Below are 4,188 nucleotides of genomic sequence, written 5' to 3' on the forward strand. Positions count from 1 at the left end.
CGCGTAATACTCGTGATTTCCAGTCACCAGAAACGCGCCGTGGCGCGCCTTTAATTCGGACAACGGGCGTGTGTGGGCAGCAAGATGCGGCACGGAACCGTCGACCACGTCGCCAGTCACGGCAATCAGGTCGGGCTTCAGCGCATTGACGGCGGCCACGATCTTTTCCACGTACTGGCGCTTGATGGTCGGCCCGACGTGGATGTCGCTGATCTGGACAATGGTGAAGCCATTGAGCGCTGCAGGCAGGTTATCGATGGGCACGTCCACGTTCTTGACTGCCGCCCGGCGGCGCGCGCTGTAGATGCCGAACACCGTCACCAGCACGGCCAGCACCGGAACGCCGAGGGCGCTCCATGCCCTGAATGCCGGCCAGGGGTTTACAGCATTTTCACTGCTGCTCGCCAGGTGCAATACCAACAGCACGATGTCCCGAAGAAACGTCAGCACGAGCAGCGAAGAGAAGAAACCCATTATCAGCAGCCCGATCCACGCCAGGCGATCGGAAAGCGGCTGCTGCCCGATGTTGCGCGCGATCATGCCGAGCGGAATCAACATCACCGACACCACCAGCGCAAGTACCGCGAGTATCTTGAGCGCGGTCCCCACGGGCGCCGCAGGAATGAGGCGCACGCCGATATACACGTGAAACAGAATCCCGATGCCGATTATGCGGATGAAAAATGCGGAACGTCGCATAGGCCGCCTGGTAGAAAGTGAGGCCGGCTTCTGGCCGGCGTAGGGCGCGGAGCAATCGTCGCGATGTCCGACATGCGCATCGACCGAGAATTGGCCGATGCAAAACGGCATCCGATTCTACCGGTTCACCAAAAAGCCTGCCGACGCATCGTACTGGGTGTTGCTGCCAACTTCTTGTGCGTTAAAAAATAACCCGCAAGAAGCGGGTTATTTTTCAATCGAACAGACCTTGAACGCCGCTCAAGGGGCCGATGCAGCCTTTGCAGCCGCAGACTTCTTCTCTGCGTTCTGGATGTTTTGCGGATAGTTGGTCTGGTCGCCGGCCGGGTTGTAGCCGTTCTTCTCCAGATCCTTCAGTTCCGCATTTTTCTTGGTGCGCGCTGCTTTCCGATCGGCCTTGCGTTGCGCCTTTTGCACTTGCTTCGGGGTGGAAGCGGCGGTATCGGTGGTTTGCGCCATTGCGACCGGGGCGGTCATTCCAGCAGTTGCCACTGATACGACGAGAGCCAATGCAGCCATGCGGATTCGGTACATATCGAGATTCTCCACGAAAAGCGGTTTTTTTGTGCGGCAGCGCCGGCGGCGTCTTCCGCGTTTGTCGTGCTGGACCTGCATGTTTCGTTACGTGCCGGTTATCCGCGCATCGGTCTTCGTAAGCCTTGTAATCTTTATGTGCGGGTAACTGATACGCGAACGTATATTAACCAACTCTATGTGCCTCCGTGTAGCACAAACGTAAGATGCAAATCAGCATTCGCGATGATAGAAATGACGCGAATGCTTCTTTGCACAATTCAGTTTGAGCGCACGGTCAGGAACGAAAGCACGCAGTCTTCCGCGTTGGGCGCTTGTCGATTGCGTTAGGGAAGTAATCCTGCTATCAAAATTATTATGCAATCCTTATTGAAATGCGATTCCGTGCACGTGCCCTTTTCAAAGATTGCGGGCAAAAAAAATCCACCCGGCTCCCGCCGGGTGGATTTTTCTTTGCGACTACGCTTGGATCTCAGAGGTACCTTGACTGCTGCGCCGCCGCGCTTCCGGGGAAGCTAAGCGAGTCGGTATGGAACCGGCTCACTCACCATTCGTCATCCAGCGGGGATCTGGATCACCAACGAAGCATGCATGATGAAGACCTGACACGCGTAGAGCTATCGGACGAATCCGACTGCTCAGCGGGGGACCTGGCCACTTGCCGGCGCAGCGGGATTCACTGCATTGACGAGAACGCGCGTACCCGGCACGACCGCCGCAACCGCTCCCGGCGAGTTGGCCTGCACGGTCAACTCGGCGCCTTGCGTGTCACGGAGTGTCACTGAGCCGCGCTGGCTATCCACGCTCGTTACCTGGGCGACAGTCTCCCTGCCATCTTGCGTGGGCACTGCGGCAAGTCTGGAAGATTCGAGCACGGTAAGACGAACCGGTCGCGCTGTCGTGCCATACACTGCGGTGCCTGCCTTGAGCTTGTCGAGGTTAGGGATGTTGGGGCCGACCTGGAACGATTCCGTGACGCCCTGAGCGTTTATCACGGTAACGCTGTGTGTGGCCGTATCCACCGATTGCACCTTGCCGCCAATGCGTACGTTCGTGGTGCCGTCGATAGACGCTGCAAACGCGCTCGTCATCAGGACGGAGGATGCCGCCGCGATCATGGCGATCTTGATGGATTTACTGGACTTCGATTTCATTTTGCTGCTCCTGCCGGACACTGAGGGTCTGCTCGTGCGCTGTCCGGTGTTCAATCGCACAAACTGTTCAAAAACGTGAACCCAGTTTGTTTTTCGAGATGAGCGATGTCAATTGAACCGGGGTATTTTTAGGTATCCTCCTATTCACGACTGTCGAATAGGAGCCACTTTAAAACAGTCAATTTCACAGCGCGATGAATGACATTGCTTTCGAGCGTCGTACACTGTTGCAATCACGCCCCGCGTACTTATTTAGGATGACGCAGTCCATTACAATACGCGCCTGCAATCTTTGCCCGGCATCGGGCGATGGGGAAATACCATGTCTCTTCTCGACGTGGACACTATCGATTACGTCGGCGTGAACATCCTGTTCAAGCGCGTGTACGTCGGCATCTTCGACGACCTCGACTGGGATGATGAAGCCACGCATTTTTCGTTGCTGACGAAAAAGATAGATCGTTACACGCAGTACGTCCGCTCCGGCCAGTTGCTGGCGGCTTACCCACGCGTGCGAGGTTATCCGGTGATCATCGAATATGTCGCCATGCGGCCAATGACACGTACCGCGGAGGCGTTCTGGAAGACGCGCGAGACAATCATCCGCGCGGTGGGGTTCGATGTCCGCTGCCGCACAGTAGATGTGCGGCATGCCACAGCACCTGACTCAGTCGTCGCTGATGTCGTCGGGACTACGAACGTGAAGAGCGGCGTGCTGGTGGATACCCGGCTGGAATCCGTTGCCGACGTACTCGATCTTGCGATGCCGCCAGCGGCCGAGACAAGACATTCGAATGAGATCGTGCGAGTCGACCATCATCCGATTCTGGTGATGCATAAGAAAACATCGTCCGGACGGTGAGCTTTCCGAATCGCATGATCGGATTGTGACGAATTTGTGAACTTGACCAAAACAAAAAAGGCGAAGCCCCTACGGGCTTCGCCTTTTTTTCGCTTTACGGCGCAGCAAGCATTTGCCTGATGCAAATGCGGTGCAGCTTTTCGTTATTCGCCGCCGACGTTCGTCGGCAAGCGGCGTTTGTGCGAGATCGCGACCGGGCGCTTGGAATCCCCATCGCGCGAACTGCCCGAACTGGTGCGCGCCGCGCCCGCGGTGAACGCCTTGCCGGTGTCTTCCTGGATGGTCGAGATGGAATGCTTGTAGACCGCCTGAATGCCGGCAGCCGAGCTCAGCATGACCAGGTACTGATCAAAGGATTCGATGTGACCAACCAGCCGCACCCCGTTCACGAGGAAAATTGCGACACGCTTGCGCTCCTTGCGAGCCGCGTTCAAGACATCGCTCTGACTTTGCTGCTGGGATTCTGTAGCCATTCTTATTCGACCTGACGTTAGTATTTCGGGCTCATTTCGGCAGACATCCGCCGAAACATGGGTCAATGATGCCAGATCATCGGCCGTCGCATTGTTTGCCCCCATTCGAGCGTGTTCGGTGCATGGAGTTCAAATTTCACTGAAATCGTGGTCCCATACTACCCCGCTGGAATTTCCCGCGCACATTGTCGCTCGACAACGGCAATATAAAAACGGACAAAGTCTCTCTGTTCAACGCCTTTCGAAACGATCGCCGACAAAACGCAGGCGGAAAAAAAGCTGTCATGGCCAAATGCGTCGGTCATGACAGCTTTGTCGTTCACGCTATTGAAGGCAGCACGCGGCAAACCTGCCGCGTTGCCCGGTCCAGAATTACTGGGCCGGAGCCGGGGCCGCCTTTTTCTGCTTGTGCTTGAACAGATGCGGCTTGCCGCGCGAGCTGCCCGGCGTCGACGAGTTGTCGCCA

Annotated in this window: 6 protein-coding genes; 1 reads left to right on the plus strand and 5 read right to left on the minus strand. The window is 56.7% G+C overall.

Features of this window, described 5'->3' with window-relative positions; translation table 11 throughout:
* The 3 genes from ACRXB1_RS31970 to ACRXB1_RS31980 form a co-directional block, all read right to left on the minus strand.
* A partial coding sequence (locus ACRXB1_RS31970) for a metallophosphoesterase (protein WP_449494310.1) occupies positions 1-699 on the minus strand: 699 nt, incomplete at its 3' end.
* Positions 700-939: 240 nt separating this feature from the next.
* Positions 940-1,176 (minus strand): DUF4148 domain-containing protein, encoded by a 237-nt coding sequence (locus ACRXB1_RS31975; RefSeq protein WP_449494311.1) that lies wholly within the window; start codon positions 1,174-1,176, stop codon positions 940-942.
* Positions 1,177-1,871: 695 nt separating this feature from the next.
* The gene (locus ACRXB1_RS31980) at positions 1,872-2,387 is read right to left on the minus strand and encodes a hypothetical protein (RefSeq protein ID WP_144022115.1); all 516 of its coding nucleotides are present in this window, start codon (positions 2,385-2,387) and stop codon (positions 1,872-1,874) included.
* Positions 2,388-2,709: 322 nt separating this feature from the next.
* Here ACRXB1_RS31980 and ACRXB1_RS31985 point away from each other — a divergent pair, with 322 nt between their 5' ends.
* On the plus strand, positions 2,710-3,249 hold the full coding sequence (locus ACRXB1_RS31985; RefSeq protein ID WP_062002589.1) for a DUF6572 domain-containing protein: 540 nt from the start codon (positions 2,710-2,712) through the stop codon (positions 3,247-3,249).
* A 143-nt stretch (positions 3,250-3,392) separates the two neighbouring features.
* Here ACRXB1_RS31985 and hfq read toward each other — a convergent pair whose 3' ends face one another.
* Together hfq and ACRXB1_RS31995 are read right to left on the minus strand one after the other, a co-directional pair.
* Entirely contained in the window at positions 3,393-3,722 is a 330-nt protein-coding gene (gene hfq / locus ACRXB1_RS31990) for an RNA chaperone Hfq (RefSeq protein WP_062002588.1), read from the minus strand.
* 158 nt (positions 3,723-3,880) lie between these two features.
* Entirely contained in the window at positions 3,881-4,027 is a 147-nt protein-coding gene (locus ACRXB1_RS31995; RefSeq protein WP_179196387.1) for a hypothetical protein, read from the minus strand.
* Positions 4,028-4,188: the final 161 nt, after the last annotated feature.

This window comes from Caballeronia sp. M23-90, assembly GCF_053574605.1.

What these genes read in the sequence shown, in the direction of transcription:
- ACRXB1_RS31995 (WP_179196387.1), bottom strand. Translation starts at nt 4,027, where the DNA reads ATGACCGACGCATTTGGCCATGACAGCTTTTTTTCCGCCTGCGTTTTG.
- hfq (WP_062002588.1), bottom strand. Translation starts at nt 3,722, where the DNA reads ATGGCTACAGAATCCCAGCAGCAAAGTCAGAGCGATGTCTTGAACGCG.
- ACRXB1_RS31975 (WP_449494311.1), bottom strand. Translation starts at nt 1,176, where the DNA reads ATGACCGCCCCGGTCGCAATGGCGCAAACCACCGATACCGCCGCTTCC.
- ACRXB1_RS31980 (WP_144022115.1), bottom strand. Translation starts at nt 2,387, where the DNA reads ATGAAATCGAAGTCCAGTAAATCCATCAAGATCGCCATGATCGCGGCG.
- ACRXB1_RS31985 (WP_062002589.1), top strand. Translation starts at nt 2,710, where the DNA reads ATGTCTCTTCTCGACGTGGACACTATCGATTACGTCGGCGTGAACATC.